The organism is Blastomonas sp., from assembly GCF_030373265.1.
Lineage (GTDB): Bacteria > Pseudomonadota > Alphaproteobacteria > Sphingomonadales > Sphingomonadaceae > Blastomonas.
On record NZ_JAUCZC010000012.1, the window covers coordinates 19,750 to 42,737 of the forward strand.

Here is a 22,988-nt window from a genome sequence, read left to right on the forward strand (position 1 = left end):
CAGCGGGATGACCACAATGACCGACACCGTCCGCCCCCGGCGCAGCGCGCTGTATATGCCCGCCTCGAACCCGCGCGCGATCGCCAAGGCGCGCAGCCTGCCCGCCGATGTCATCATCCTCGATCTCGAAGACGCGGTCGCACCCGAGGCCAAGCAGAGCGCGCGCGAGGCTGCGATCGCGGCTGCCGCCGAGGGCGGCTTCGGCAATCGCGAGCTGGTGATCCGCATCAACGCGCTCGACACGCCGTGGGGCAAGGACGACCTCGCCGCGGTCGCGCACGCCGATATCGACGCGGTGCTGGTGCCCAAGGTCTACCGCCCGTCGGACATCACCGCGTGCAACGCCGCGCTCGCCGATGCGCCGTCGCGGCTGCAATTGTGGGCGATGATCGAGACCTGCGCGGTGGTGCCGCACCTCGATGCGCTGGCGGCCTTGTCGGCGGGAACGCGACTGTCGCTGTTCGTGATGGGGGTGAACGATCTTGCCAAGGAAATGCGCGCCAGGCTGACGCCCGAGCGCACGCCGTTCCTGCCGATCCTGACGCTCGCGGTGGCAGCGGCGCGCGCGCACAACGTCGCGATCCTCGACGGGGTGTGCAACGAATTCCGCGACCTCGCGGTGTTCCAGTCCGAGGCGCGGCAAGGGCTATTGTTCGGCTTCGACGGCAAGACCTTGATCCACCCCGACCAGATCGCTGCGTGCAACGCGGTGTTCTCGCCCAGCGCAGACGAGCTGGCGCACGCCGAGGCGGTGATCGCCGCGTTCGCCTTGCCCGAGAATGCCGGCAAAGGCGCGATCCGGGTCGATGGCCGGATGGTCGAGCTGCTCCATCTCGAGCAGGCGCGATTGCAGGTGGCCATCGCCGAAGCGATCGCCGCGCAGGGCTGAGCCTTCAGGCGGAGCGGTTCCTGGCGCGCAGGTCGCCCTTGCAGCGCTCCGAGCAGGTCTTCACATTGTCCCAGTCGCGCGCCCATTTCTTGCGCCAGGCGAACGGCCGCCCACACGCCGCGCAGATCTTTTCGGGCAGGTTCGACTTGGTGTAGCGTTTGTCAGGCATCAACGGGATATGGGCGCCGCCGCACGACTTGGCCAGAGAGCGCCGCACAATTTGCGCGCGCCATCTTGCCGGGCTCAAACGCCGCGCTATCGTGGCCATCATGCGAACCCTTGCCCTGGCGCTGGCCGCCCTCACCCCGCTCCCCGCCCTCGCGCAGGATGAACCGCCGCGCATCGCCCGCATGGCGGTGCAGGTGGAGGAAAAATCGATCCCCGAACTGGCCGCGATGCTGGCGGCGGGGACGATCAGCAGCGAGGAGCTGACCCGCGCGTATATCGACCGGATCGAGGCGCTCGACCGCAAGGGGCCAACGCTCAACAGCGTCATCGCGGTGATGCCCGGCGCGATCGCCGAAGCGCAGGCGCGCGATGCGGACCGCAGGCGGGGCGATGTTCGCGGGCCCCTCCACGGCATCCCGCTGCTGATCAAGGACAATATCGAGGCGATGGGCCCCGTCCCCACCACCGCCGGATCCACCGCGTTGCTCGCCAACGTTACCGACCGCGACGCGCCTTTGGTGGCAAAGCTGCGCGCGGCAGGCGCGATCATCCTGGGCAAGACCAACCTGTCGCAATGGGCCAACATCCGTTCGGACAATGCGACCAGCGGCTGGTCGAGCGTCGGCGGGCTGGTCAAGAACCCCTATGCGCTCGATCGCAACGCGTGCGGCTCGTCGTCGGGCAGCGGTGCGGCGGCCGCGGCAAGCCTGGCGGCGGCGACGATCGGCACCGAGACCGATGGATCGATCATCTGCCCCTCGTCGATCAACGGGCTGGTCGGCTTCAAGCCCACGCTCGGCCTGGTTTCGCGCACCCATGTCGTGCCGATCAGCCACAGCCAGGATACCGCTGGCCCGATGGCGCGCTCGGTCAGCGATGCCGCCTTGGTGCTCACCGCGCTGGCGGGGAGCGATCCTGCCGATCCCGCCACCGCCGAGGCTGACGCGCGCAAGACCGATTATGCCGCGGGCCTTTCGCCCGGCTATCTGCAGGGTGTGCGCATCGGGGTGCTCAAGGACCGCACCGGCAGCAATGCGCGGGTGCAGGCGGTGTTCGCCGGCGCGCTCGACTGGCTGGCCGCTGCCGGCGCCGAGCTGGTCGAGATCACCGACAGCCGCACCGGGCTCGAGGGTCTGGGCGAGGCCGAGTTCAAGGTGCTGATGGTCGAGCTCAAGGCTGACATGAACGCCTATCTTGCGAACACGCCCGCAACGGTGACGGCGCGCACGCTCAAGGACGTAATCGCGTTCAACACCGCCAACGCCCCGATCGAGCTCGCCTGGTTCGACCAGGGTCTGTTCGATCTCGCCGAGAGCCAGAACGGGCTCGACGATCCCGCGTATCTCGAGGCGCTGGCCAAGGCCAGGCGGCTCGCCGGGCCCGAGGGCATCGACAAGCTTCTGAAAACGCACGACGTGCGCTTCCTCGTCGGCCCGAGCAATGCGCCCGCCTGGGTCAGCGATCTGGTCAACGGCGATCACGGCGTCGGCCCCAGCCAAAGCCAGATGGCGGCCGTCGCAGGCTATCCCCACATCACCGTGCCGATGGGATACGTGGCTGGGCTGCCGGTGGGGATGTCTATCATCGGCGGGAAGTGGCAGGACCATGAGGTGATCAAGGCGGGGTATGCGTTCGAACAGGCCAGCCAAGCCCGCGTCGCCCCGAGCTATGCGCCGAGCGCAGAGGCAGCGGCCGATCCGATCCGGCGCTGATCGATCGGGTTCACGTTCTGCGCTCCCATCCTCATTCAGCTGACAGCATCGCAATGCCAGCCAACAAAAATCCTCCCCGAGCTTGCCTCGGGGAGGGGGACCGCTGACCGCAGGTCAGGGGTGGAGGGGAAGCGGGGTGGCACGCACGTTGAAGGGCCGTACGCACCCGCTGCCCCTCCACCACCCGCTGCGCGGGCGGTCCCCCTCCCCCAGACAAGCTGTGGGAGGATTTTTTAAAATGACACCCCCTGCCAACCCTCCCCCATCAAGCGGGAGGGCTATTGCAGGCCGCGGCGGGCGCTGATCCTCTCCCCTCCCGCATGCGGGAGGGGTGGCCGAAGGCCGGGGTGGGCCTGAGCGGGCGTAAACCTCAGGCCCACCCCGGTTCAGCAAGCTGAACCTGCCCCTCCCGCAAGCGGGAGGGGAGACAGAGGTCACATCCCCAGAATATGCTTGGCGATATGATAGATGCTGTGCTGCTCGAGCGTGCCGGTGAACAGGTGCGCGCTGGGGCCGGCGGCCTTGAGCACGACGTCCTCGCCGCCATGGGTTTCGCCCGAGGTCGGGACGGTCGCCTGCTGGCGATAGTTCAGCGCGGTGGTGTCCTCCTGCGACGGATCGGCACGCGCTTCATTGACCTTGGCGCCGGGGCCGTTGGCATAGCCCAACGTCGTGTAGGGCTTGTCGTCCTTGGCGTTGAGCGGCTCGCCATCCTCGGTGACGCTGGCGAGACCGAAGATCGAGGTGCCGCGCGGCGGATAGCCGGCGATGGTGAAGACATGGCTGTGATCGGCGGTGACCAGCACCAGCGTATCGGCCAGATCGACCATCTCGAGCGCCTTGGCGACCGCGGCTTCGAACGCGACCGTGTCATCGAGCGCGCGGTGCGCATTTCCGCCGTGATGCGCATGATCGATGCGCCCACCCTCGACCATCAGCACATAACCGGTGTCGGATGATCCCAGCTTGGTGATCGCCAGCGCGGTCATCTCGGCCAGCGACGGTTCACCCGCCTTGTCGCTCGCGCGATCGGCCTCGAACTGCATATGGCTCGGCTCGAACAGCCCGAGCACCGGCGCGTCGCTTGCGGCATCAAGCGCACCGAACTGCGCGGCGTTCCAGATATACTGGCCCTTGGGGTGCTTCGCTTTCCATTCGGCGATCAGGTCGCGGCCATCGGTGCGGCCCCCCTTGCCCTCGGCATATTCGGGGTCGGTCTGATCGCGCGGGATGAAGGCTGCGCGGCCGCCGCCCAGCACAAGCTTGAGGCCCTTGGCGTGCGGCCATTCGACCAGTTGCCGCGCGATATCGCGGCAGCTGGCGCCTTCGGGGAGTTCGCTGTTGGTCTCCCAGTTGCGGTCGACGCTGTGCGCATAGGCCGATGCGGGCGTCGCATGGGTGATCCGCGCGGTCGAGATCAGTCCCAGCACCTTGCCCGCGCTTTCGGCCTGTTCGAACAGCGTCGGCACGTCCTGCCCGCCAGCCGTGTCGCACTGGCCGCGCTGCGCTGCCGGCGCGACCGAGAGCATGCCCGAGCGGGTCTTGATCCCGGTCACCAAGGCGGTCGCGGTGGCGGCGGAGTCCGACACCTGGAAATCGTGGCTGTAGGTCTTCACCATCGCCGCATGCGGCATCGCGTCGATCGCGGTTTCGACCGATTCGCCATCCTGTCCGGCCTTCTGCCCCTGCCAGATGCGCGCGGCGGTCAGCGTGCTGACCCCCATGCCATCGCCGATGAAGATGATCAGGTTCTTGGCCTTGCCCTGATTGACCGGCATCGCCAGCCGCGCCTCGAGCTGTGCCCGGCCTTGCGCGGCATAATCGGCGGCGGTCTGCTCGCCGGGCTCCTTGTCGGGCGCGGCCTCCTTCGGTGCGTTATGCTGGGCCAGGACGGGCGCGGCGAGGCCGGCAGACAGGCACAGAAGCAGGGCGAGCGAACGGGTCACGGGGGCATCTCCTTGAAAGCTGCGCCTCTCTTTCATGATGGCGTGACAATTTCGAGACTTTTCGGACGCGGATACCTGCAATCGATTGCGAGAAGTCGATCCGCGACTTGACCGCGCGATTTTTGCAGCGCAGCATAAGATCCTATGCTTGAAAACGATAACACGCCCCCCGCCCCCATCAGCCAGAACCCCGATATCCGCTATCTTGGCAGGATCCTGGGTGATGTCATCCGCGCCTATGGCGGCGAAAAGCTGTTTCGCCAGACCGAATATATCCGCTCGGCCAGCGTCGACCGGCATCGCGGCATCGCTGGTGCCGACGCGATCGATACCGGGCTGGAGGCGCTGAGCCTTGATGACACGCTCGCCTTCGTGCGCGGCTTCATGCACTTCTCGATGCTCGCCAACCTCGCCGAGGACCGGCAGGGCGTGGCGCAGGAAGCCGGCGCGACCGTTGCCGAAGCGGTCGAACGGCTTCGCGAGCATGGCGTCACCGATGAGGCGATTTCCGATCTGCTCGAGCACAGCCTGATCGTGCCGGTGCTCACCGCGCACCCCACCGAGGTGCGCCGCAAATCGATGATCGACCACAAGAACCGCGTCGCCGATCTGATGAAGATGAAGGACGCCGGGCTCGAGGAAACCCCCAGCGGCGACCGCATCGACGAAGCGCTGCACCGCCAGATCGCGCTGCTGTGGCAGACCCGGCCGCTGCGCCGCGAACGGCTGTTCGTCGCCGACGAGGTCGAGAACGCGCGGGCCTATATGCAGGAGGTGTTCCTGCCCGCGCTGCCGATGCTCTATGCGCGCTGGGAACGCGTGCTCGGCCACCGCCCGCCCGCCTTCCTGCGGCTGGGCAGCTGGATCGGCGGCGACCGCGACGGCAACCCGTTCGTCACCGCCGATGCGCTGCGCCACGCCTTGGCGCGGCAGTGCGAGACCGCCTTGGTGCACTATCTCGACGGGGTCCACGCGCTGGGCCAGGACCTGTCGATCGCCACCGGCCTGTCGGGCACGCCCGAGGCGGTGCTGGAACTGGCCGAGCGCAGCGGGGACACCTCGCCCAGCCGGTCCGACGAACCCTATCGCCGCGCGCTCGCGGGAATCTACGCCCAGCTTTGCGCCACGCATGTCCGCCTCACCGGCAAGCAGCCCCCGCGCCCCTCGGCGCTGTCGGGCGAGGCCTATGCCAAGCCCGGCGATCTGCGGCATGACCTCGCGGTGCTCGCCAACGGGCTCGCGCAGGACGGATCGGGGCTGCTCGCCAGCGGCGGCGCGCTGGGGCGGCTGATCCGCGCGGTCGAGATCTTCGGCTTCCACTTGGCCACGCTCGACCTCCGGCAGAACAGCGACGTCCACGAACGCGTGGTGGCCGAGCTGCTCGCGGTGGCAGGCGTCTGCCCGGACTATGCCGCGCTCGACGAGGCGGCACGCGTCGCCCTGCTGCGCGCCGAACTTGGCCATGGCCGCCTGCTGGTCAACCGCTGGCACGATTACAGCGAGGAAACCGCCAAGGAGCTCGCCATCGTCGAGGCGGCGGCGCAAGCGCATGAGGCTTACGGGCCGCAATCGATCACCGCCTACAACATCTCCAAGGCCGAAAGCGTGTCGGACATGCTCGAGGTCAATCTGCTGCTCAAGGAAGCCGGGCTCTACCGTCCAGGCCCGACGCCGCACGCCACGATCATGGCCGTGCCTTTGTTCGAGACGATCGGCGATCTGGAAGCCGCGCCGCAGATCATGCGCGCCTATTTCGCGCTTCCCGAGATCGCGGCTCTGGTGAAGGCGCGCGGCTATCAGGAAGTGATGGTCGGCTATTCGGACAGCAACAAGGACGGCGGCTACCTCACCTCGACCTGGAGCCTCAACCACGCCAGCCGCGCGCTGGCCAAGGTGTTTGCTGATACCGGGATCGCAATGCAATTGTTCCACGGCCGCGGCGGCGCGGTCGGACGCGGCGGCGGGTCCAGCTTTGCCGCGATCCGCGCGCAGCCCAAGGGCACGGTGCAGGGCCGCATCCGCATCACCGAACAGGGCGAGGTCATCGCCGCCAAATACGGCACGATCGAAAGCGCCGAGCTCAATCTCGAGGCGATCACCTCGGCAGCGTTGATCGCGACGCTCGACCATGACGACCTCAGCGAGGCCGACGAGGCGCGCTTCGCCGCGGCGATGGACATGATCTCGCGCGATGCGTTCCGCGCCTATCGCGGTCTGGTCTATGGCACCGAGGGGTTCAACGAGTTCTTCCGCGCCGCCACACCGATCACCGAGATCGCCGGGCTCAAGATCGGATCACGCCCCGCGAGCCGTTCCAAGAGCCAGAAGATCGAGGATCTGCGCGCCATTCCCTGGGTGTTCAGCTGGGCGCAGGCGCGCATCATGCTGCCGGGCTGGTATGGCGTGGGCCAGGCGCTCGAAGGCTTTTCCGACAAGGGGCTTTTGACCACGATGGCGCAGGGCTGGCCGTTCTTCCAGGCGCTGCTCGGCAACATGGAGATGGTGCTTGCCAAGTCCGACATGGGCATCGCCCGGCGTTATGCCGGGCTGGTGACCGACGAGGGCTTGCGCGAGCAGGTGTTCGGCCAGATCCGCTCGGGCTGGGACGCGGCGCACGACAATCTGCTGAGCATCACCGGGCAATCGCGGCTGCTCGCCGACAACCCCGCGCTCGATGCCTCGATCCGGCTGCGCCTGCCCTATATCGAGCCGCTCAACCTGCTGCAGATCGAACTGATCAAGCGCCACCGCGCGGGCGAGGCCGACGAGCGCATCCCCGAGGGCATTCAGCTTTCGATCAACGCGATCGCCACCGCGCTGCGCAACTCCGGATAAGGGATGTGGCTTCCGCAGCGGGAAGCCACCCTACCAGCCCATGCTGCCCGGTCCGCCCTTGAACGGACCGGCAAAGCCCGAGGTGATCCAGCCGCCGTAAAAGCCTCCGGCCTGCGGCACCACGGTCTCGCCATTGACCGTGCAGCGGTCGAACGGCCCGGCATAGAACGCAACATGATCGCGCAGGCTGACAAAGCCGGCGGTGGGGCTGGGATAGCTCCACCCCACCCGGGGCAGCACGATGTCGCCGATCACCACGTCCCAATACGCCGCAGCGCCCTTCCATTCGCAGAACGAACTGCCCGCCGCGCGCCGCAGCACCCCCGGCGTGAAGCACTCGGGCGGCAGGTAATAGCTCGGCGGATGGCTGGTCTCGAGCGTGCGCACGCTGGACCGCGTCTCGGCGACGATCACCCCGGCATGCTCGATCCGGATATGCGCGTCGCACGGTTCGGCAATTGCTGGCCGGGGAAAATCCCAGACGCTGCGCTGGCCGGGGGCGACGGGATCGCGGTCGGGGTGCATAAGGTGTGTCCCTGTGTCTCGAACGAAGCCGGAGGGCGGCCTTTGCTCAAGCCTATCGGGTCACCCCGGCAATGTCAGCGGCAATTCGGTGGTCGACTTGATCTCCGACAGCGCCACGGTCGAGTTGATTTCCTGCACGCCGGGCAGCTTGCTGAGCTGGTCGAAGAAGAAGCGTTCATAGGCGTCGATATCGGCGGTGACGATGCGCAGCATGAAGTCGGTCGTCCCCATCAGCACATAGGCGTCCATCACCTCCGGGAAGCCCTGGATCGCGGCGCTGAACTCGTCGAGATTGGCGCGGCCATGCGCGTTGAGCTTGACCTGCGCGAAGACGTGCGCGTTGAGCCCGACCTTGCGCCGGTCGAGGATCGCGACCTGCTTGCGGATGAAGCCCTCGCGCTGGAGCCGGTCGATCCGCCGCCAGCACGGCGACACCGACAGCCCGACACGCTCGGCGATCTGCGCGGTGGTCTGCGTCGCATCGCGCTGCATTTCGCGGAGGATCTTTATCTCGAATCGATCAAGCAGGGTCATCCGTTTCGCATATCGGCTTTTTGGCGATCACGCCATCCTGATGATCGGTCAAATCCATCAAACCAGACCGAGATTGCCCTCGCGCTCCCTGCCATAAGCCGCGCACCATTTCAGGAGCGCACCATGTCCGATCAATTTGACCTCCACTCCCCATCCGTCGAATGCGTGCGGCTGCACGACCCTGCCAGCGGGCTCGATGGCTATATCGCACTGCACGAGACCGATCTCGGGCCGGCAGCGGGCGGCTGTCGGTTCTGGAGCTATGCCAATGGCGAGGACGCCAGGGCCGACGCGGTGCGGCTGGCGCGCGGCATGACCTACAAGAACGCGCTGGCCGGCCTGCCGTTTTCCGGCGGCAAGGCGGTGCTGCGGCGTCCCGACCGCGCGTTCGACCGCGCCGCATTGTTCCAGGCGTTCGGCCGCGCGGTTGCGCAACTCGATGGCCGCTATGTCACCGCCGAGGACGTCGGCACCTCGGTCGCCGACATGCAGGTCGTTGCCTCGATGTCGCGCCACGTCGCCGGGCTGCCCCCCGAAGCAGGATGCGCGGGCGGCGATCCTTCGCCCTGGACCGCGCAAGGTGTGTTCGAATCGATGCAGGTCGGCGTCGCTGCGGTCCTGGGCCGCGATCTTGAAGGCGTGACGGTTGCCGTCCAGGGCGTCGGCAATGTCGGTGCGGACCTGTGCCGCCGCCTGCACGCCGCCGGCGCACGGCTGGTGATCGCCGACACCGATGCTGCACGCTGCTTCGCGCTGGCCAAGCAGGTCGGCGCCAGCGTCGTCGGGGTCGACCAAATCGCCTCGGTCGAGGCCGATGTGTTCGCGCCCTGCGCGCTGGGCGGCGCGTTGGATAACGGCGTTGTCAGCAACCTCAAGGCCAGGCTGGTGTGCGGCGCGGCCAACAACCAGCTCGCCACGCCCGATGTCGCCGCCGTCCTGCTGGAGCGCGGCATCGTCTATCTGCCCGATTATGTCGTCAACGCCGGTGGCATCATCAGCGTCTCGGCGGAGTATCTCGGCGAAGATGCAGGCCATGTCGGCCAGCGGGTCGCCGCGATCGCGCCGCGCGTCGCCGCGCTGATCGCGCGCGCGGCTGCCGAAGGCCGCTCGCCTGCCGAGGTCGCCGACGCGATGGCCGAGCAGGTGATCGCCAACGCCCGGGCGTTGCAACCGGCATGAGCCACGAAAACTGGCGGTTCGAGGTCGAGGCGATGGTCGATCCGCAATCCTTGCTGCGCGTGCTGGGCCTGTTCGCTCAGCGCAGTGTGGTCCCCGATGCGCTCCAGATGCGCGTCGGGGGCGGGCGGATGACGATCTGCCTCACCGCCCCCGACCTGCCCGAAGCCCAGGCCATGATCATCGCGGCCAAGCTCGAGCAGATCGTGCTGGTGGACGGCGTGAGGCTGGACGCGCTGGAGCAGGGCGAAAGGCAGCAGGTCGCGGCCTAGCGAGCCGCTCCCCTGCCCTGCGCCTCGAGAATGCGCAGCACATTGCCGCTCCACATCTTTGCGATGTCGGCGTCCGAATAGCCCGCCGCCTTGAGCCGCGCGGTGATCTTGGGCTGCGCCGAGATATCCTCGATCCCGACCAGCCCGCCGCCGCCATCCCAATCCGCGCCGAAGCAGATATGGTCGGGTCCGGCGACCTCGATCGCGCGCAGCACCATGGCGATGAACTTTTCGAAATCAGCGTCCCACATCTGCTCGGTCTTATCGAGTTCCCGCCAGCGCCGGGTCAGGTCGGCCTGCTCGGCGGGCGACATCGTGCCGATCTGTTCGTACATCGCGAACAGTTCGGCGCGCGCGGGCGAGAGGTTCATCTCGGACAGGAAGATCGTCGAGAGGCACATCGCGCCGTTCTTCGCAGCGAGCGCGCGCAACCGGCCCTCGTCGAGATTGCGCGGATGATCGTTGGCCGAGCGCAGGCTCGAATGCGACAGGATGATCGGGTATTTCGACAATTCCAGCAGTTGGTCGAACGCGGCGTCGGACGCGTGGCTGGCGTCGATCACCATGCCGAGCCGGTTCATCTCGGCAACCCAGGCCTTGCCCAGCGGGCTCAGCCCATTCCAGCGCGGCGTATCGGTGGCGCTGTCGGCAAACTGGTTGTTCTTGGAATGCACCGGCCCCGCCATCCGCACGCCCTTGGCGTGAAACTCGACGAGCAGCGAGACATCGTCCCCCAGAGGATAGCTGTTCTCGATCGCCTTGAACGCGATCAGCCTCCCAGCGCGATTGAGACGGCGTGCATCGGCGGCGGTGCGCGCGGGGCCGATGCGGTCGGCATGCTTGACCATCGTGCGATCGATCAGGTCCGAGCGCGCGCGCGCGTGCGCCAGTGCGGCGGCATAGCCTTCAGCGGTCAGCGGGCCCTGTTCGGTATAGGTGACGAAGAACCCGCCATCCAATGCGCCGTCGTCCATCCGCGGGATATCGAGCTGCGCCAGATCGGTCGCCAGATCATGCCGGTCGGCAAAGCTCCAGCCTTCGCGGGCAAAGTGCAGCGGCGTATCGAGATGGGTGTCGAGCGTCAGGATGCGGGCGTGCAGCGCCGCGGCATCGGCCCCGGGGTTGCTGGTCGCGGTGGTGGTGGTGCAGCCGCCCAGCGCGGTGAGCGCGCTGGCGGCGAGGAGGATGGTGATCCGGTTCATTGCTGTGGCTCCACGGGTTTGAGATCGAGATCGCCATAATCCCAGCTGAAATCGGCGATCTTGCTGACCACCTTCATCGTCACGCCGGTGACCTTGCCGTCGGCATCGAGCGCGAAGGTGACATAGGCAGGCTCGATCGCCTTGTCGTCGAACTCGGTGACGAAGCTGTCATACTGCCAGTGCTTCAATCGCCCGGCCATGTTCGGGGTCGAAGTGAAGTCGATCGTCAGCCCGGCAGGCGTCGCGGCGATGACGACATCGCCGTACCACGGGTCGCGATAGCGCCCGGCATAAAGCGCGACATCGAGCGAAGGGCCAACCTTCGCCGCCGATGCGGTGGCAGCCTTGGTCTGCTCGAGATACTGCCGTCCGTCCTCGAGCCGCGCGAGATACCAGTCCTGCCATTTGGTGGTCCAGTCGAAGTCGGGCACATCGAGATAATGGTCGATCAGATCATAGCTGAGGCCCAGCAGCATGCCGCTTTCCTCGGAATTGAGCATGATCGCAAAGCCGACATCGAGCTCGGGGATCATCACCACGCGGGTGATCGATCCGAACACGCCGCCGCCATGGCTGATGATCTGATGGCCGCGATAGTCCTGCACCTGCCAGCCCAAGGCATAGGCTTGATTGTTGGGCTGCGCGGGCTTGAGCTCGGGCGGCAGCGGGGTGACCTCCATCGGGGTCACCGGGGTCCACATCTCGCGCGCCTGCTCGGCGCTGAACAATGGCTCGCCGCCCGGCATCTTGCCTTGCGCGAGCTGGATCTTGAGCCACGCCGCCATATCGTCGGCGCTCATCGCCAGGCCACCTGCGGGCGCACCGTTGCGGCCGAGCTCGTCGCGTTCGTCGAGCACCTGCTGGTCGCCAAGCCCGCGCAACGGCCCCGAAAGCCGCGCGTGCGGCCACGAGCGGTTGGCGATGCGGAAGCGGTCTTCGCTGTCGCTGGTCGCGTGCTTCATGCCGCCGGCCTTGAGCACGCGGTCACGCATGAACACTTCCCAGGTCTGGCCGGTGACCTCCTCGATCAGCTGCCCCGCGACCGCATAGAGAATGTTGTCATAGGCATACGCATAGCGAAAGCTGGTCCTGGGCTTGAGAAAGGCAACCCGCTCCGCCGTCTGCCGGCGGGTGAGGTTGCTGCGCGGCACGAACATCAAATCGCCCTGCCCCAGCCCCAGTCCGCTGCGGTGGACCAGCAGATCGCGGATGGTGATCTCGCGCGTCACCCAAGCATCGTACATCCGGAACCACGGCATGTGCTGGATGACGGGATCGTCCCACGCGATCTTGCCCTCGTCGACCAGGATCGCGAGCGCGGCGGCGGTCAGCGCCTTGCCGGTGGACCCCGTCTGGAACAGGGTCGCCGCATCGACCGGCGCCTTGTCGCCCAATTTGCGCACGCCCCAGCCGCGCGACAGCGTGGTCTTGCCGCCCTCGACGATCGCGATCGACACGCCTGGCGCGCCGACCTTCTGGCGCAGCGCCTCGACGCTCTGGTCGATATCCTTGGGCGGTTCGGCCCAGACAGGCGCGGCGGCAGCGAGCAGCGCGCCCGCGAGCAGGTGGAGGGGTTTCATGCGGGCAACTCCGATTGCGCAGGACGCGGGGTACGGATCAGGCGGTAAACGCCGAAGGTCAGCAGCGGCACGACATAGACCGCAAGAAACAGCCAGGCGAGAAAGCTGTATCCGCTGGCGATGAGATCGACGAGCCCGATGCGCGCGGCGACGAACATGCAGCCGGTCAGGATGACAGCGCCGATCGCGGCGCGCGCCAAAGCGCCGGGCGCGGGGCGCGAGCGGGTCTTGAGTGCGCCCGCGATCCGCTCGTTGATCGCATGGATCGCGCCGACGCCGCTTTCGAGCAAGGCGACGAAGATCATCAGCTGGAACACCATCTGGAAGCCGGGCACCGCCATCTGCCGCAGCAGGAAGTCGGACGGCAAGGTTTCGCCGCCGATGCCGGGATAGAACGCCATCATCGCGACGAAGAACAGGATCGCTGGCAGCATGGTGAGCGGCCCGGCGATCAGCCCGGCGATGAGCGCGTCGCGCTGGCTGGTCAGATGCCGCAGCACCGGCAGAATGATCACTGCGCCGACGATGTTGTAGCTGGCATAGGTCAGCCCGCCCGCCATCCAGTCGCCCGAAGGCGCGGGCGCCGCCGCGAAAGACGCGCCGATCCGGTCGCCGAAGCTCGACAGTGCAAAGACGATGAACAGCGCGTAGACTGCATAGATCAGCATCGAGGCGTATTTGAACAATTGTTCGACTGCCCCTGTTCCCAGTGACGTCGTGCCGACGATGGCGACCGCGAGCACCACCGAGCCCAGCAGTTCGGGCCAGCCGAAGGTGGCCGCGCCAATCGCGCCTGCCGCCGCGCCGAACACCGCCAGGATCAGGATGACGAAGATCAGATAGGAAATCTCGAACGCGATCCAGCCGCGCCCGAGCAGCTGCTGGAAGAAGCTGCGATAGTCATAGGCGTTGAGCGCGCGCGCCAGCATGAAGGTGATCGCCGCGACCGTGGTGCAGATCAAGGTCGCCAGCAGCATCGCCGCCAGCCCGCCCCAGGGGCCGGAAGGCACGAAATACTCGGCCAGCTCGCGCCCGGTGGCATAGCCGCCGCCGATGATCACCGCCTTGAGCGCGAAGCCGGGCAGCAGGAAGCGCTGGAACCAGCTGGACCTGCTGACCGGGGTCGCATTGGTCATGCCAGGCAACTGTCCACGAGCGCATCGAAGCTGGCGCCGCCACGGATCGGGTCTGCGACCGGTAGCCCCAGGCGGTCGGCTTCGGCGGTCATATAGGCATAGGCATCGGTGGCGGTCATGCTCGAGGTGTTGAGGCTGACCCCGGTGCAGCGGATCGCGGGATTGGTGCGGCTGCCCAGCCGGATGGTGAGATCGATGACCTCCTCGATACTCGGCAACGCAAAGCTTTCCATCCCCAGGATCACCTTGCGCGACGGATCGTGGCAGACCACGAAGACATCGGGCTGGCTGCCGTGGAGCAGGCCGAGCGAGACTGCGGCATAAGCGGGGTTGAAGATCGAGCCCTGGCCTTCGATCACGTCCCAGTGATCAGGGGCGGCATCGGGGCTGAGCATCTCGGCGGCGCCCGCCTCGAAATCGGAGATCACTGCATCCATCGGCACACCGCCGCCCGCGATCATGATCCCGGTCTGGCCGGTGGCGCGGAAATCGGCATCCAACCCGCGCGCCACAAATGCGCGGTGCAGCGCCAGCGCGGTGTATTTCTTGCCGAGCGCGCAATCGGTGCCCACGGTGAGCAACCGCTTTCCGGTGCGCTTGCGGCCGTTGCCGATCGGCAGGTTGGCAGGCGGCGTGCGCACATCGATCAACCGCTGGCCGGTGCGCCGCGACGCCTCGGCGAGCGCCGGGATGCTCGCCAGCCGGACATGCAGGCCGCTGACGATATCGAGCCCGGCTTCCATCGCCTCGACCAAGGCGGCTATCCAGCTCGCGCCGATCAGCCCGCCCTGGTTGGCCACGCCGATCACCAGTGCCTTGGCGCCGGCGGCAACCGCGTCTGCCGGATTACGCTGCGGCAGCCCGGTGCTCACCGTGCACCCGGCGACCGAGTACTCGCCGACACAGCGGTCCGCCGCCCAGTCGGCGAGCCCGAACGCGGTCTTGGCATAGCCGCGCTCGGTGGTGTCGCCCAGAAAGAGCAGATAGGGCTGCGGCAGGGCGAGCGTTTCAGCCAGACGCATCATGGGCGCATTCATTCTTCAAACTCCGTGCGTCAAAACGACATGTCGAGCGCGAGGCCCATTGTGCGAGGCTGGAGCGGTGCGGTTGCCAGGAACCCGGGATTGGTCGTCGCGACGTTGCTGGTCACCCGCCCCTGGGCGTTGGTGAGGTTGCGGACATAGGCGCGGACGGTCCATTTTTCGGCAAATGTGATGGCTGCGTTGAAATCCGCCGTCGCATAGCCTTCCACTGGTACCGCAAGACCGGACGCGGCGACATCCGAAACGCGATCCCCGACGATCCGCACCGTTCCGCCGATCCGCGCACCAGCCGATTCGCCGAGTGCAAAGGCATAGTCCGCCGTCATCGCGGTCGAGACCTTGGGAACGTTGGGCAACTGGTCGCCATCGTTGCAGGCAGCGGTCGTCTCGGTGCACTTCGCGTCGGTATAGGCAAAGTTCCAGCCGACGCTGAGCCCTGCGACCGGCTGGATCAGCAAGGCGGCCTCGACCCCCTGGCTCTGCGCGGTGCCGGCATTGACCAGGCCATTGATACCGCCGGCAAAGGGCGCAGAGGTCTGCAGGTCCTTCCAGTCGAGCATGAACACCGCGGCATCGATCGTCACTGCGCGGTCCATGAAGGAGGCCTTGACGCCCGCCTCATAGCTGGTCACGCGCTCCGAGCCCACCGTGGTCGGGAAGCCGGGCAAGGCGACGTTCGGGCCGCCCGGACGATAGCCGGTGGCGACGCGCGCATAGATCATCGCGTCGCGGTTGATGTTGAACTGCGGGCTGACGCTGTAGGTCACCACCTCTTCGCGCGAAGTGCCGTCACCCGCGATGTTCAGGCCCGCCAGCGGGATCTGCGTGATCTGGGTGAAGGTCTGGTCGTTGCGCGCCCAGCGCAGGCCGCCGGTCAGGTGGAACGCCTCGCTAAGCTTCAATGTGGCGTTTCCGAATGCGGCATATTCCTTGTAGGTGTTGGGCAGGCCGACGGTAGCGAACGGATCGACCCCCGCAATCGGCGCACCCGCGGGCGTGAGCGCACGGACGATCTGGGTGTGGTTGTTGTCTTCATCGGTGTAGAAAAACCCGACCATCCATTCGAAGCTGGTGCTCGGCGCCGAGGTCAGGCGGAGCTCCTCGGTGAATTTCTTCTGACGCAGCTCTGCAGGATAAGGCGCAAGACCACCGAACAGGCCGCCGAAGATGCGGGTGGCATCGCTGACCTCGAGAATGTCGAGCTTGCTGTACGACGTGGTCGAGCTCAGTTCGGCAAAGCCGAAATCATACGCAATCGACCCCGAATAATACTGGAACTCGCTGCGGAAAGGCTCGTCCAACTGCGTGTTGGTGCTCAGGAAGCCTGCACCGGCAGCCAGCGGGGTGTTGCCGAGGCCTTCGTACAGGATGCCCAGATTGTCCGAATCGACCTTCTGCCAGATTCCGCTCAGCCTGATCGTCAGCGCAGGATCGGGCTGCCACAACAAGGCGGCGCGGCCACCCTGCTGGACCGCATCGTTCACATCCTTCTCGCCGGTCAGGATGTTGTCGATGAACCCTGGGGTCTCGCGGCGCGAATAGCTGCCGCTGATCGCCAGTTGATCCTGGATGATCGGCACGCTGATCATCGCACTGGCCGCCCAGCCAAGATCGTCGGCATTCGAGATCGTGAACACTTCTCCGCTCGCCTTGGCCTTGAGCTCGCGAAGATCGGGCTGGACGGTGACGTACTTGAACAAGCCGCCAATCGAGCTTGCGCCATACAGCGTGCCCTGCGGCCCGCGCAGCACTTCGAGCCGCTCGATGTCATAGGGCAGCAGGTCGAGCGTGAACGTCTGCGACCGGTTGTAGATGCCGCTCGATCCGATCGGCGCATCGTCGAGATAGATGCCGACCGTGGCGCTGGGGCCGATCGGTGCAACGCCGCGCAACGACAGCGTGGAGCGGCCAGGAGAACCCGCATTATCGACCTGCAGGCCGGGGACATAGGCGGCGTAGTCGACCAGCTGCGATCCGCCGCTCTGCTGCATCTGTTCGCCGGTGACGACGCTGATCGAGATCGGAACATCCTGCAGCCGTTCGCTGCGCTTTTGGGCGGTGACGACAATCTCGTTGCCCTCGCGCGCCGTGGCATCCATCGAATCCTCAGCAAAGGCAGGGTGCGCGGCGGACATCGCCAAGGTGCTTGCGGCGGCCAACAGTGCGAACTTCGTCATGATATCTTCCCCTTTAAACGCTCGTCGCCTCCGGGCGGATTTTTCCGTCCGGCGCGCGCGCTCCCGATTGAACGATGCTTTTTTCGGCGTTTACGCTGGCCGAGCCCCCCGGCAGCAGATGGCCTTCAGGATGCTCAAGTTCATGCCACTTTGTGTCCGCCCTTACCCTAATTTTCTTATTAGAGATAATTTACTCTAATTGGAAACTTGTCAACCCTTCCAAAGGCACGAGCGAAGAAAACCGACAATGGTCAGATTTGCCATTGGGACAGTGTGAGAGGATCATCGTCCCCAGATTTCGGACGGGCAGTGCACGCGGCCATCGCGATAGCTCACGCCGGGCACACGATCTTTGGCCAGGAAGGTCGGGCCGTCGAGATCGACGATGTCGCACAATTGGCCGAGCACGAACGATGGCGCCATCGACAGGCTGGAGCCCATCATGTTGCCGACCATGACGCCGAGCCCCAGCAGCCGCGCCTCGCGCGCGATGGCCAACCCCTCGGTCAGCCCGCCGCATTTGTCGAGCTTGATGTTGACCATGTCGAACCTGCCGACGAGGCTGGCGGTGTCGGCAAGCGTGACCGCGCTTTCATCGGCGACGAACGGGATCGACCGCTTGAACCCGTCGAGATCGCTCTCGTGTCCGCGCTGGAGCGGCTGTTCGAGCTGCGCGATCTTGAGATCGATCAGCACCGGCATCAGCGTCGCGAGCGTGCCGATATCATAGCCCTGATTGGCATCGACGCCGATCCAGGCCTTGGGCCGCGCGCTGCGGATCGCCTCGAGCCGCGCGATGTCGTCGTCGAGATCGCCGGTGAGCTTGACCTTGACCGGCGCCAGCGGATCGAGCGCCTGCGCGGCCGCTGCCATCGCTGCGGGCTTGTCCGCCCCCAACGTCAGCGTCGAGAGCAACGGCCGGGGAGATTCGATCCCTGCCAGCTCCCAAGCCGGGCGCCCGGCTTGCTTCGCCTCCAGCTCCCAGTAGGCGCAGTCCAGCGCGTTGCGCGCGCCGCCCGCCGGAAGCAGGTCCTGCAGATCCTGGCGGCTAGCCCCGCCCTCGATCGCACCGCGCACGCTTTGGGCTTGCGTGAGCATCTGGTCGATATCGTCGCCCAGATAATAGACCCCCGCGCCCTCGCCGCGCCCGGTATGCTGCCCGTCGGACAAGGTTGCGACCAGCAAGGCGGTTTCGGTGAAGACGTGCCCCGAGATGCGGAACGGCTGGTGGTAGGCGAAGCGCTCGACCCGAAGGTCGAGCGTGAGTGCCGTCTTGGTCTGCAGGATCATCAATACACCATGTTGAAGCCATAGAGGTTGAACACAACGGTCACCCAGACCAGCGGTAGCGCCGCAAGCACCAGCAGCACAGCGCCCAGCTTGGTCGTCCAGCGCCGCTTGCCGGTCCACACCAGCCAGCCATACCAGCCCGCGGTCAGCAGCAGGCCGAAGCTTGCCAGCGGGGTCAGAATCCGCAGCAAATGGATCAGCCAGTCGAGCGGCCCGCCGATCGCGCCGATATCGGCCGAGAAGGTCAGGATCAGCGCCATCCATCCGACCACCGCCGCGATCACCAGCCAGGCGAACACGCGCGACAGCCGATAGGCGGTCCGCGCCCTGCCCTCGAACGGCATCGCAGCGGCGAAATTGCGCCGGACCAGCGCGCGCACCGGCCAGGCCAATGCCGTCAACAGCACGATAACCAGCGCGAAGGTCATCGCGGGGTTGATCCAGTCGGTGCTCACGCTGGCAGGCGCGGGCGTCAGCATCATGAACGGCGAGATCGCGTCCATGCTCACCCGGACGACCTTGCCGTCCTTGACCTCGGCCACCAGCCGCTCACCCGAGTTGCGGTCACGCCAGACGAAAGGCTCGACCTCGACCCAGTCGCGCGCGGCGGCGCTGAGGCCGTCGAGCGAAGGCAGGCTGATCGAACCGTCTTCGGTCGCCACGATGCTGGTCGGGCCGAGCAGCCCGAGCAGGCTGAGGAAGTTGGTGAACGATCCGCGGCTGGAAACATAGGTCCCTGCGACCAGTGCGGCATGGTCGCGGGCGGTCTCGGCATCGACCCGCCCCATCGGCTCGTCGCCAGGAAGATAGCGGTCGGCGAACTTGTGGAACAAGGCGCTGCGGATTCCGCCGGCGGCGCCCTCGGTACCTGCACTGTTCATCGAGATATACAGGCCGATGTCGGCCTGCGGGAACAGCCACAGATAGCTGTGGAACCACACGGTATCCCCGCCGTGCGCGATCGCGCGCTGGCCGTTGACCCACTGCTCGTAAAAGCCCAGCGCCATGGTGTTGAGATTGGCCATGCTGGGCGCGCGGAAGTCGTGCATCATCCGCGTGGTTTCGGGCTTGAGCAGCACCCCGCCCTGGTTGAGATGCGCGATCATGAACTTGCCCATGTCGGCGCCGCTCGCCGACAGGCTGCCCGCGGGTGCGGGAATGACGATCTCGAACGGCTCGGGCTTCTGCGTGACGTCGGGATAGCCCTTCGACATCAATGGCTGCAGTCGTGCCGGCAGCGGCTGGCGGAACGACGAGTTCATCATTCCGAGCGGCGTGAAGATGTTGGTGTCGATATAGTCATCGAACGTCTGGCCCGACACGCGCTCGACGATGTACCCCGCCAGCGCGGTGGCATAATTCGAATAGGCAGGCGTGGTGCCGGGGGCGAACACCCGTTCGGGAAGCGCCAGCGGCATCTGCTGCTTGAGCGTCATCGCCGCATCGGGATTGCTGCTGATCAGGTGGCGCACCGATTCCTCGAAGCCTGCGGTGTGCGTCATGATGTGCCGTAGCGTGATCGGCTTGCCATCATAAGGCGCAATCTTGAAATCAAGGTATGCGTTGACATCGCGGTCGAGGTCGAGCTTTCCAGCCTCGACCTGCTGCATCACCGCGGTCCAGGTGAACAGTTTGGACACCGAACCTGGCCGGAACAACGTCGTTTCAGGCGAGACCGGGGTGCGCTTGGCAACGTCCGAATAGCCATAGCCCTTTTGCAGCACGACGCCGTCGCCGCTCACCACCACGACGACCGCGCCGGGGATCTTGCCCTTTTCAAGCGCATAGGGGAGGAAACCGTCGAGCCAGGCTTCGACATCGGCCTTGTTCAGCGGGCTGGCGGATGCAGAGCCGCCATTGGCGTCGATGGCGGCCCCCGCCCCCGGCTGCGCGGCTTTCGGCTGCGGCGCCGGGCCTTGCGCGACCAGCGGCAGCGCCGCCAGAGCCGCCAGCCCGATCATTGCCTTGCGGATGAAACGCATTGCTCTCCCCTTTTGTCCCTGGACCCGCGCGTCTGCGCTTGCAGCTTGCGGCGCGACGGCTTACCAATAGCCAACACATGTTAGCCCGATAGGGACATAATGATCCTGATTAGAAAATTGTCAAACAGCGATTGGATTTTTTGATGGCGGATTGCTCCTCCCCGCCGACCTTGGGGACCGTGATGCGCGACATTCGCTCGCGCAACGGATGGACGCTCAAGCAGATGAGCGCCAAGTCGGGCATTCCGGTATCGACCCTCTCCAAGGTAGAGCACGACCGGCTGACATTGAGCTATGACAAACTGCAGCAGCTCAGCCAGCGGCTCAACATCCGGATGTCCGATCTGTTCGCCGAATCGCAGGAAGAACCCTCGCCGCGGGTCACCGGTCGCCGCAGCATCGGCACCATCGACAAGGCGGTGCGGGTGACCACCGACAACTACGATTACCATTATCTGTGCACCGACCTTCGGCAGAAGCGGATGATCCCGATCATCACTCGCATCCGCGCACGCAGCGCCAGCGAGTTCGGCGATCTGGTGCGCCACCATGGCGAGGAATTCATCTACGTCATCGAGGGCGAGATCGAGATCCACACCGAATTCTACGATCCCGTCGCGCTCACCGCCGGCCAGGGCATCTATCTCGATTCGTCGATGGGCCATGCCTATGTCGTCGCCGAAGGGTGCGAAGAAGCGCTGGTGCTGGGGGTGTGTTCGAGCGCCGACGATGGGCTGATGGACTCGCTGATGAGCCTGCACGGCTGACCTTCCGCGCGCCGCGGAAATTGCGGAGATGGTGCCATGAAACTGCGTCGGCTGATAACGCGATATATGCTCACCGCCGCCCTGCCGCTTGCCCTGGCGGGATGCGCGAGCACGCAGGTGCCCCCTGCCCGCTATGACGTGGTGATCCGCGGCGGCACCCTCTACGATGGCACGGGTGCGGCGCCGGTGATGGGGGATGTCGCGATCAACGGCGACCGGATCGTCGCGGTCGGCACGGTCGAGGGCGCAGGCCGCAGCGAAATCTCGGCGCGCGGCATGGCGGTAGCGCCCGGCTTCATCAACATGCTCAGCTGGGCCACCGAATCGCTGATCGTCGATCCGCGCAGCCAGAGCGACATCCGCCAGGGGGTTACGCTCGAGGTCATGGGCGAAGGCTGGTCGATGGGACCGGTCAACGCCAAGATGAAGGCGGACGAAATCGCGCGCCAGGGCGACCTCAAATTCCCGATCGAATGGACCACGCTCGGCGATTACCTGACCTATCTCGAAACGCGCGGTGTTGCCACCAACGTGGCCAGCTTCGTCGGCGCAGCCACGGTGCGGGTCCACGAGCTCGGCGAAGGCGATGTCGATCCCAGCCCCGAGCAGCTCGCGCGCATGCGCACTTTGGTGCGCGAGGCGATGAACGAGGGCGCGATGGGCGTCGGCAGCTCGCTGATCTATGCGCCGGGCTCCTATGCCGAGACCAACGAGCTGGTCGCGCTGACCAGCGAGGCGGCGCGATGCGGCGGCATGTACATCAGCCATATGCGCTCCGAAGGCGACCGCATCGAGCAGGCGATCGCCGAGCTGATCGAAATCTCGCGCCGCTCGGGGGCCCCTGCGGAAATCTATCACCTCAAGATGGCAGGGCGCGACAACCACGCCAAGCGCGAGGCCGTGGTCCGGCAGATCGAGGCGGCGCGCAGCGAAGGCCTCAGGATCACCGCGGACATGTACACCTATACCGCAGGGGCGACCGGGCTCGACGCCGCGATGCCGACCTGGGTGCAGGCCGGCGGGGTCGAAGCCTGGATCGAGCGGCTCAAGGACCCCGCAATGCGCGCACGCGTTGCGGCCGAGATGAAGGCACCCGGCAGCGATTGGGAGAACCTGTATCATGGTGCGGGCGCCGACAAGATGATCCTCACCGGCTTCAAGAACCCCGCGCTCAAATCGCTCACCGGCAGGACGCTGGCCGAGGTCGCCGCGATGCGCAACCAGTCGCCCGAGCAGGCCGCGATGGATCTGGTGATCGAGGACGGATCGCGCGTCGGCACGGTGTATTTCCTGATGTCCGAGGACAATGTGCGCGAGCAGGTCAAGCTGCCGTGGATGAGCTTCGGATCGGACGCGGCATCGCAATCGGCCGAGGGCGTGTTTCTCAAGTCAGGCGCCCACCCGCGCACCTATGGCAATTTCGCTCGGCTGCTCGGCCGCTACGTCCGCGACGAACAGCTGATCCCGCTCGAGGAGGCGGTGCATCGTCTTTCGGGCCTGCCCGCGCGCAACCTGTCGATTGCGGAACGCGGCGCGCTGAAACCCGGGCATTTCGCCGATGTCGTGGTGTTCGATCCGGCGACCATTGCGGATACCGCGACGTTCGAGGATCCGCATCGCTATGCGGTCGGCATGCGCGACGTCTTCGTCAATGGCGTGGCGGCGCTGCGCAACGGCGAACCCACCGGGGAGACGCCGGGCCGCGCGGTGCGCGGACCCGGGTTCAACCGCTGCAACTGACAGTCTGCCTGCCG

18 protein-coding genes are annotated in these 22,988 nt (G+C 66.2%); 7 read left to right on the top strand and 11 right to left on the bottom strand.

Annotated features, from left to right (window positions below; all coding sequences use genetic code 11):
• The first annotated feature begins 7 nt into the window (after positions 1 to 7).
• Entirely contained in the window at positions 8 to 889 is an 882-nt protein-coding gene (locus tag QUV11_RS08880; RefSeq protein ID WP_300881760.1) for a CoA ester lyase, read from the top strand.
• A gap of 4 nt (positions 890 to 893) precedes the next feature.
• On the opposite strand, the gene QUV11_RS08885 is transcribed toward QUV11_RS08880, so the two are convergent.
• A complete protein-coding gene (locus QUV11_RS08885) occupies positions 894 to 1,058 on the bottom strand; it encodes a DUF2256 domain-containing protein (protein WP_300881908.1) in 165 nt (54 codons plus the stop codon).
• A gap of 100 nt (positions 1,059 to 1,158) precedes the next feature.
• Here QUV11_RS08885 and QUV11_RS08890 point away from each other — a divergent pair, with 100 nt between their 5' ends.
• A complete protein-coding gene (locus QUV11_RS08890; RefSeq protein ID WP_300881762.1) occupies positions 1,159 to 2,769 on the top strand; it encodes an amidase in 1,611 nt (536 codons plus the stop codon).
• 434 nt (positions 2,770 to 3,203) lie between these two features.
• Here QUV11_RS08890 and QUV11_RS08895 read toward each other — a convergent pair whose 3' ends face one another.
• Positions 3,204 to 4,715: an alkaline phosphatase gene (locus QUV11_RS08895; RefSeq protein ID WP_300881763.1), complete on the bottom strand. Its 1,512-nt coding sequence runs from the start codon at positions 4,713 to 4,715 to the stop codon at positions 3,204 to 3,206.
• 144 nt (positions 4,716 to 4,859) lie between these two features.
• Between QUV11_RS08895 and ppc the strand changes: the two genes are divergently transcribed.
• A complete protein-coding gene (gene ppc / locus QUV11_RS08900; RefSeq protein ID WP_300881765.1) occupies positions 4,860 to 7,550 on the top strand; it encodes a phosphoenolpyruvate carboxylase in 2,691 nt (896 codons plus the stop codon).
• A gap of 30 nt (positions 7,551 to 7,580) precedes the next feature.
• Here the strand turns inward: ppc and QUV11_RS08905 are convergent, their stop codons facing one another.
• A complete protein-coding gene (locus QUV11_RS08905; RefSeq protein ID WP_300881767.1) occupies positions 7,581 to 8,075 on the bottom strand; it encodes a DUF427 domain-containing protein in 495 nt (164 codons plus the stop codon).
• A gap of 60 nt (positions 8,076 to 8,135) precedes the next feature.
• A complete protein-coding gene (locus QUV11_RS08910) occupies positions 8,136 to 8,609 on the bottom strand; it encodes an Lrp/AsnC family transcriptional regulator (protein ID WP_300881770.1) in 474 nt (157 codons plus the stop codon).
• A gap of 123 nt (positions 8,610 to 8,732) precedes the next feature.
• On the opposite strand from QUV11_RS08910, the gene QUV11_RS08915 reads away from it, so the two are divergent.
• On the top strand, positions 8,733 to 9,788 hold the full coding sequence (locus QUV11_RS08915) for a Glu/Leu/Phe/Val dehydrogenase dimerization domain-containing protein (protein WP_300881772.1): 1,056 nt from the start codon (positions 8,733 to 8,735) through the stop codon (positions 9,786 to 9,788).
• The gene (locus tag QUV11_RS08920; protein WP_300881774.1) at positions 9,785 to 10,057 is read left to right on the top strand and encodes a hypothetical protein; all 273 of its coding nucleotides are present in this window, start codon (positions 9,785 to 9,787) and stop codon (positions 10,055 to 10,057) included. Before QUV11_RS08915 ends, QUV11_RS08920 begins: the two co-directional genes overlap by 4 nt.
• Here the strand turns inward: QUV11_RS08920 and QUV11_RS08925 are convergent.
• The 7 genes from QUV11_RS08925 to QUV11_RS08955 form a co-directional block, all read right to left on the bottom strand.
• The gene (locus QUV11_RS08925) at positions 10,054 to 11,259 is read right to left on the bottom strand and encodes a dipeptidase (protein WP_300881776.1); all 1,206 of its coding nucleotides are present in this window, start codon (positions 11,257 to 11,259) and stop codon (positions 10,054 to 10,056) included. The genes QUV11_RS08920 and QUV11_RS08925 overlap by 4 nt on opposite strands.
• The gene (locus QUV11_RS08930) at positions 11,256 to 12,839 is read right to left on the bottom strand and encodes a serine hydrolase (protein ID WP_300881778.1); all 1,584 of its coding nucleotides are present in this window, start codon (positions 12,837 to 12,839) and stop codon (positions 11,256 to 11,258) included. Before QUV11_RS08930 ends, QUV11_RS08925 begins: the two co-directional genes overlap by 4 nt.
• A complete protein-coding gene (locus tag QUV11_RS08935; RefSeq protein ID WP_300881780.1) occupies positions 12,836 to 13,975 on the bottom strand; it encodes a hypothetical protein in 1,140 nt (379 codons plus the stop codon). Before QUV11_RS08935 ends, QUV11_RS08930 begins: the two co-directional genes overlap by 4 nt.
• Complete coding sequence (locus QUV11_RS08940; protein WP_300881782.1) at positions 13,972 to 15,012, bottom strand: DUF1611 domain-containing protein; 1,041 nt, start codon at positions 15,010 to 15,012, stop codon at positions 13,972 to 13,974. Before QUV11_RS08940 ends, QUV11_RS08935 begins: the two co-directional genes overlap by 4 nt.
• A 17-nt stretch (positions 15,013 to 15,029) precedes the next feature.
• Complete coding sequence (locus QUV11_RS08945) at positions 15,030 to 17,195, bottom strand: TonB-dependent receptor (RefSeq protein ID WP_300881784.1); 2,166 nt, start codon at positions 17,193 to 17,195, stop codon at positions 15,030 to 15,032.
• Between the two features lie 282 nt (positions 17,196 to 17,477).
• Positions 17,478 to 18,485, bottom strand: coding sequence for a dipeptide epimerase (locus QUV11_RS08950; protein ID WP_300881786.1), 1,008 nt, complete (start codon positions 18,483 to 18,485; stop codon positions 17,478 to 17,480).
• Positions 18,485 to 20,467 carry a serine hydrolase gene (locus tag QUV11_RS08955; protein ID WP_300881788.1) on the bottom strand — a complete coding sequence of 661 codons (1,983 nt, stop codon included), beginning with the start codon at positions 20,465 to 20,467 and terminating at the stop codon, positions 18,485 to 18,487. Before QUV11_RS08955 ends, QUV11_RS08950 begins: the two co-directional genes overlap by 1 nt.
• A gap of 182 nt (positions 20,468 to 20,649) precedes the next feature.
• On the opposite strand from QUV11_RS08955, the gene QUV11_RS08960 reads away from it, so the two are divergent.
• Both QUV11_RS08960 and QUV11_RS08965 read left to right on the top strand, forming a co-directional pair.
• Positions 20,650 to 21,234, top strand: a complete 585-nt coding sequence (locus QUV11_RS08960; protein WP_300881790.1) for a helix-turn-helix domain-containing protein — start codon at positions 20,650 to 20,652, stop codon at positions 21,232 to 21,234.
• 36 nt (positions 21,235 to 21,270) lie between these two features.
• On the top strand, positions 21,271 to 22,974 hold the full coding sequence (locus QUV11_RS08965) for an amidohydrolase family protein (RefSeq protein WP_300881792.1): 1,704 nt from the start codon (positions 21,271 to 21,273) through the stop codon (positions 22,972 to 22,974).
• Positions 22,975 to 22,988 lie beyond the last annotated feature (14 nt).

Coding starts and splice junctions, on each gene's coding strand:
- QUV11_RS08880 (WP_300881760.1), top strand. CDS start 8: ATGACCACAATGACCGACACCGTCCGCCCCCGGCGCAGCGCGCTGTAT.
- QUV11_RS08885 (WP_300881908.1), bottom strand. CDS start 1,058: ATGCCTGACAAACGCTACACCAAGTCGAACCTGCCCGAAAAGATCTGC.
- QUV11_RS08890 (WP_300881762.1), top strand. CDS start 1,159: ATGCGAACCCTTGCCCTGGCGCTGGCCGCCCTCACCCCGCTCCCCGCC.
- ppc (WP_300881765.1), top strand. CDS start 4,860: ATGCTTGAAAACGATAACACGCCCCCCGCCCCCATCAGCCAGAACCCC.
- QUV11_RS08905 (WP_300881767.1), bottom strand. CDS start 8,075: ATGCACCCCGACCGCGATCCCGTCGCCCCCGGCCAGCGCAGCGTCTGG.
- QUV11_RS08910 (WP_300881770.1), bottom strand. CDS start 8,609: ATGACCCTGCTTGATCGATTCGAGATAAAGATCCTCCGCGAAATGCAG.
- QUV11_RS08915 (WP_300881772.1), top strand. CDS start 8,733: ATGTCCGATCAATTTGACCTCCACTCCCCATCCGTCGAATGCGTGCGG.
- QUV11_RS08920 (WP_300881774.1), top strand. CDS start 9,785: ATGAGCCACGAAAACTGGCGGTTCGAGGTCGAGGCGATGGTCGATCCG.
- QUV11_RS08925 (WP_300881776.1), bottom strand. CDS start 11,259: ATGAACCGGATCACCATCCTCCTCGCCGCCAGCGCGCTCACCGCGCTG.
- QUV11_RS08930 (WP_300881778.1), bottom strand. CDS start 12,839: ATGAAACCCCTCCACCTGCTCGCGGGCGCGCTGCTCGCTGCCGCCGCG.
- QUV11_RS08935 (WP_300881780.1), bottom strand. CDS start 13,975: ATGACCAATGCGACCCCGGTCAGCAGGTCCAGCTGGTTCCAGCGCTTC.
- QUV11_RS08940 (WP_300881782.1), bottom strand. CDS start 15,012: ATGAATGCGCCCATGATGCGTCTGGCTGAAACGCTCGCCCTGCCGCAG.
- QUV11_RS08945 (WP_300881784.1), bottom strand. CDS start 17,195: ATGACGAAGTTCGCACTGTTGGCCGCCGCAAGCACCTTGGCGATGTCC.
- QUV11_RS08950 (WP_300881786.1), bottom strand. CDS start 18,485: ATGATCCTGCAGACCAAGACGGCACTCACGCTCGACCTTCGGGTCGAG.
- QUV11_RS08955 (WP_300881788.1), bottom strand. CDS start 20,467: ATGCGTTTCATCCGCAAGGCAATGATCGGGCTGGCGGCTCTGGCGGCG.
- QUV11_RS08960 (WP_300881790.1), top strand. CDS start 20,650: ATGCGCGACATTCGCTCGCGCAACGGATGGACGCTCAAGCAGATGAGC.
- QUV11_RS08965 (WP_300881792.1), top strand. CDS start 21,271: ATGAAACTGCGTCGGCTGATAACGCGATATATGCTCACCGCCGCCCTG.